The organism is Streptomyces sp. rh34 (assembly GCF_002551245.1).
Classification (GTDB): domain Bacteria; phylum Actinomycetota; class Actinomycetes; order Streptomycetales; family Streptomycetaceae; genus Streptomyces.
In genome coordinates this window covers 1-4072 of record NZ_NTGZ01000407.1, presented here as the reverse complement: position 1 = coordinate 4072, position 4072 = coordinate 1, and the positions used below count along the sequence as shown (strand labels likewise).

Here is a 4072-nt window from a genome sequence, read left to right as displayed (position 1 = left end):
GCCCGGTGGCGACGGCCGCCGCCGGGGCCCCGGGAGTCGCCTCGCTGACCCGGGCCCTGGGCAGCCCGGTGCACACCGCCCAGGACTGCGTACGGGTCGAGGTGGCGGCGGCCGGGAACCTCCGGGCGCTGGATGTCGCCCGGTCGGTACGCACGGCGGTGGCGGCGGCCACGGAGGACCGGCTGCCGGTGTCGGTACTGATCACGGACGTGGTCAGTCCGTGAGGCCCGCCAGGTCGCGGAGCCGGCGGCCCTGGGCGGCCCGCTCGGCGATGCGCTGCTCCTCGTAGTCGCGCGAGAGCGCGCCACCGAGGAGCGCCTTGGTCTCGACGACGGCGTCGCGTGGCGCCGCCACCAGGGCCCCGGCCAGGTCGCGGGTCGCCGCGTCGAGTTGGTCGGCGGGGACCACGAGGTTGGCGAGACCGGTGCGCTCGGCCTCCTCGGCGTGCACGAAGCGGCCGGTGGCGCAGATTTCGAGCGCGCGGGCATACCCCACGAGGTGCACCAGCGGGTGGGTGCCCGCGAGGTCGGGAACGAGGCCGAGGCTGGTCTCGCGCATGGCGAACTGCACGTCCTCGGCAACGATCCGCAGATCGCAGGCGAGGGCGAGCTGGAAGCCTGCGCCGATGGCGTGGCCCTGGACCGCCGCGATCGATATGAGGTCGTTGCGGCGCCACCAGGTGAACGCCTCCTGGTACTCGGCGATGATCGCGTCGAGCTCGGCCTCCGGGCCGCGCGCCATGTCGAGGAACGACGGCTCGCCGTCGAAGCCCTCGGGAGTGAAGGCCTGCCGGTCGAGGCCCGCGGAGAAGGACATGCCCTCGCCACGGAGCACCACGACCCGGACCGTGCCGGGCAGCGCCCTTCCGGCCTCGGTCAACGCCCGCCACAGAGCGGGAGACTGAGCGTTGCGCTTGGCCGGACGGGTGAGCGTCACCGTGGCGACGGCGTCGTCGACGGTGAGCCGTACGCCGTCCTTGTCGAGCACAGTGTCGAGCGAGGTCATGGGGCGCCTCCGGATGGGGTGCGGTCAGCACTCGGAATTAAGTGACTGAACAGTAACCACCCGGACGACCTTGCGGTCAGCCGGGTGGTCACCCCGCATTCCGTTGGGCCGGAATGACACCGAATGATGCCGAAGACACCGAAACGCAGAGGCCTCAGGCCGAAGCGGCCTTCTTGCCCCGTGTCGCGCCGCCGCGTCCTCGCAGCGTCACTCCGGATTCACTGAGCATCCGGTGGACGAACCCGTAGGAGCGGCCGGTTTCCTCGGCCAGCGCCCGGATGCTCGCACCGGAGTCGTACTTCTTCTTCAGGTCTGCCGCGAGCTTGTCACGCGCGGCGCCGGTTACCCGGCTGCCCTTCTTCAGAGTCTCGGCCACCCGTGCCTCCTCGTGGGAAGTGCGCTCTGGACTCTCATGATCACCCCTCCCGCGCTTCCTGGCCACCCATTCGGCAAGGTCGGTGCGAGCGGTTTCCCGGACGAGAGGCACCTCAGCACAAGCGGAATCCTTGATTCCGAAGGACGCACGAGGGCCTTCGGCCCGGACCTGGACGAGAACAGCCAGGTCAGGGCCGTACGGGGAGAAGTGGCCGAATAAGGAGCGCAGAGCGGGTGAGCGCCGGGCGCACCACCGGAGTACGAGACGCTCTCACACAGATGGTGGATCACGCGTAGGCCGAATGATCTATCCCCGGTGGATCAGGCGAGAGCGACGAGGTCGCGGTAGTCCGCTCCCCAGAGGTCCTCGACGCCGTCCGGGAGCAGGATGATCCGCTCCGGCTGGAGCGCCTCCACGGCGCCCTCGTCGTGGGTGACGAGGACAACCGCGCCCTTGTAGGTGCGCAGCGCGCCGAGGATCTCCTCGCGGCTGGCGGGGTCGAGGTTGTTCGTCGGCTCGTCGAGCAGGAGCACGTTGGCGGAGGAGACGACCAGGGTCGCGAGGGCGAGCCGGGTCTTCTCACCGCCGGAGAGCACGCCCGCGGGCTTGTCGACGTCGTCGCCGGAGAAGAGGAAGGAGCCGAGTGTCTTGCGGACCGCCACGAGGTCGAGGTCGGGCGCGGCGGAGCGCATGTTCTCCAGGACCGTGCGATCCGGGTCGAGGGTCTCGTGCTCCTGGGCGTAGTACCCGAGCTTGAGGCCGTGCCCCTCGATGATCTCGCCGGTGTCGGGCTTCTCGGCGCCGCCGAGCAGGCGGAGCAGCGTGGTCTTCCCGGCGCCGTTGAGACCCAGGATGACGACGCGGGAGCCCTTGTCGATGGCGAGGTCGACGTCGGTGAAGATCTCCAGCGAGCCGTACGACTTGGACAGGCCCTCCGCCATCAGCGGGGTCTTGCCGCAGGGTGAGGGGTCGGGGAAGCGCAGCTTGGCGACCTTGTCGGAGACCCGCACGGCCTCCAGGCCGGAGAGCAGCCGGTCGGCGCGCTTGGCCATGTTCTGGGCGGCGACGGTCTTGGTGGCCTTGGCGCGCATCTTGTCGGCCTGCGCGTTGAGGGTCGCGGCCTTCTTCTCGGCGTTCTGGCGCTCGCGCTTGCGGCGCTTCTCGTCGGCCTCGCGCTGCTGCTGGTAGAGCTTCCAGCCCATGTTGTAGACGTCGATCTGGGAGCGGTTCGCGTCGAGGTAGAACACCTTGTTGACGACCGTCTCGACCAGGTCGACATCGTGGGAGATCACGATGAAGCCGCCGCGGTAGGACTTGAGGTAGTCGCGCAGCCAGACGATGGAGTCGGCGTCGAGGTGGTTGGTCGGCTCGTCCAGGAGCAGGGTGTCGGCGTCCGAGAAGAGGATCCTGGCCAGCTCGACGCGGCGGCGCTGACCACCGGAGAGCGTGTGCAGCGGCTGGCCGAGGACCCGGTCGGGCAGGCTGAGCGCGGCGGCGATGGTGGCGGCCTCGGCCTCGGCGGCGTAGCCGCCCTTGGTGAGGAACTCCGTCTCCAGGCGCTCGTACTTCTTCATCGCCTTCTCACGGGTGGCGCCCTGCCCGTTCGCCATCCGGTCCTCGTTCTCGCGCATCTTGCGCAGGATCGTGTCGAGACCGCGGGCGGAGAGGATGCGGTCGCGGGCGAGGATCTCGAGGTCGCCGGTGCGCGGGTCCTGCGGGAGGTAGCCCACCTCGCCGGACCTGGTGATGGTGCCCCCGGCGGGGGTGCCCTCGCCCGCGAGGCACTTGGTGAGGGTGGTCTTGCCCGCTCCGTTGCGGCCGACGAGGCCGATGCGGTCGCCCTTGGCGATGCGGAAGGAAGCGGATTCGATGAGGATGCGGGCGCCGGCGCGCAGCTCGATGCCGGAAGCGGTGATCACGGAAAAACTCCAGGGCAGTTTGGACGGCGGAGGGACGAGGGCGGAGGTCTCTCGACGCCGCTAATGCACAAGGAGGAAAGCCATACGGCCCATTCTACTGGCGGTGCGCAACTTCTTTTCCGCGAGCTCGTCGGGACGAACCGTCCGCTGTCCGGCGGGGGACGACACCCGCCTGGGCGCGGCGGCGGTCGGCGAGGACCGGATCCGGGAGGGCATTGTCAGTGCCCGGTGGAAGACTGAGACGCAGATCACATCGGAGTGGTCTGCAGAGCAGACGCGGCACCGGAAGAGGTGAGTGCGATGACCGGCGGGGCGAGCGGCGTTCCCACGATCTACCCGACGATCCTGTACGACGACGCGAAGGCCGCGATCAGAACGCTGACCCAGGGCCTCGGCTTCACCGAGGAGGCGGTCTACGAGGGGGAGAACGGCAGCGTGCTGCATGCCGAGCTGTCCTGCGGCAACGGCAGGGTGATGCTCGGCTCCAAGGGGCGCGAGGGCCTGTTCGCGCAGGCGATGACGGGCGCGGGCCCGGCGGGGGTGTACGTGGTGGTGGAAGAGGTGGACGAGCACTGTGCCCGCGCCAAGGAGTTCGGCGTGGAGATCCTCATGGAGCCGACCGACCAGGACTACGGCTCCCGGGACTACATGGCGCGGGACGCCGAGGGCAATGTGTGGAGCTTCGGGACCTACGCCCCGGGGTCCGGCTGAGCGGACCCCGGGGCGGCGGGCGGGTTTGGCGCGGCGCCCCGGCGGCGGGCGGGCCTTGCGC

4 protein-coding genes and 1 pseudogene are annotated in these 4072 nt (G+C 70.0%); 2 read left to right on the top strand and 3 right to left on the bottom strand.

The window, feature by feature from the left end; translation table 11 throughout:
* A pseudogene (locus CR470_RS36240) lies at positions 1-224 on the top strand (hypothetical protein); the annotation flags it as partial.
* Here CR470_RS36240 and CR470_RS36235 read toward each other — a convergent pair.
* The 3 genes from CR470_RS36235 to CR470_RS36225 form a co-directional block, all read right to left on the bottom strand.
* On the bottom strand, positions 214-1005 hold the full coding sequence (locus CR470_RS36235; protein ID WP_097871862.1) for an enoyl-CoA hydratase/isomerase family protein: 792 nt from the start codon (positions 1003-1005) through the stop codon (positions 214-216). The pseudogene CR470_RS36240 and the gene CR470_RS36235 overlap by 11 nt on opposite strands.
* Positions 1006-1159: 154 nt before the next feature.
* The gene (locus CR470_RS36230; protein WP_006123601.1) at positions 1160-1381 is read right to left on the bottom strand and encodes a helix-turn-helix domain-containing protein; all 222 of its coding nucleotides are present in this window, start codon (positions 1379-1381) and stop codon (positions 1160-1162) included.
* Between the two features lie 320 nt (positions 1382-1701).
* On the bottom strand, positions 1702-3300 hold the full coding sequence (locus CR470_RS36225; RefSeq protein WP_097871860.1) for an ABC-F family ATP-binding cassette domain-containing protein: 1599 nt from the start codon (positions 3298-3300) through the stop codon (positions 1702-1704).
* A 300-nt stretch (positions 3301-3600) separates the two neighbouring features.
* Here CR470_RS36225 and CR470_RS36215 point away from each other — a divergent pair, with 300 nt between their 5' ends.
* A complete protein-coding gene (locus CR470_RS36215) occupies positions 3601-4011 on the top strand; it encodes a VOC family protein (RefSeq protein ID WP_097871855.1) in 411 nt (136 codons plus the stop codon).
* Positions 4012-4072: the final 61 nt, after the last annotated feature.

Coding starts and splice junctions, on each gene's coding strand:
- CR470_RS36235 (WP_097871862.1), bottom strand. CDS start 1,005: ATGACCTCGCTCGACACTGTGCTCGACAAGGACGGCGTACGGCTCACC.
- CR470_RS36215 (WP_097871855.1), top strand. CDS start 3,601: ATGACCGGCGGGGCGAGCGGCGTTCCCACGATCTACCCGACGATCCTG.